The following is a 499-nucleotide window of genomic DNA, read 5'->3' as shown; positions in this document are numbered from 1 at the left end:
TGTACTGCCCAGGGAGGTTGGTTAAGCGGCTGATGGGCGGCTGGCCTCCGATTGCGGTGTGGGGCCTATGGTGATTGTAGTGGTGCAGCCATGCCGGGAGGGCGTTTCTGCGGGCTGATTCCGTGGCGTAGAAGCGCTTGAAGGCCCATCCGTCGGCGAGGGTGCGGTGGAAGCGTTCGATCTTGCCGTTGGTCTGCGGCCGGTAGGGGCGGGTCTTCTTGGCCTTGATGTTCATTTCACGGCAGGTGTCCCGCCAGAGGTGCGATTTGTAGGCCGAGCCGTTGTCGGAGAGGACCCGCTCAACGGTGACGCCGCGGGCGGCAAACCACGACACTGCACGCCTGAGCACCCCGACTGCGGTGGCCGCTGTTTCATCGCCGTGGATCTCTGCGTAGGCGACCCGGGAGTGGTCGTCGATGACGGTGTGGACATAGGCGGTCCCGATCAGTGGCCCGCGGTGTCTGCTGCGCGCCTTGTCCGGGGTTCCTGCCCGGTTCCG

1 protein-coding gene is annotated in these 499 nt (G+C 65.5%); it reads right to left on the bottom strand.

The window, feature by feature from the left end:
- The coding region (locus AC1DDH_RS20540) for an integrase core domain-containing protein (RefSeq protein WP_476956222.1) at positions 1-499 on the bottom strand (499 nt) is incomplete at both ends.

It is taken from the genome of Arthrobacter sp. 10T425, from assembly GCF_056393985.1.
The sequence above is the reverse complement of the archived record's forward strand: the minus strand, read 5'-3'. Positions and strand labels throughout refer to the sequence as shown.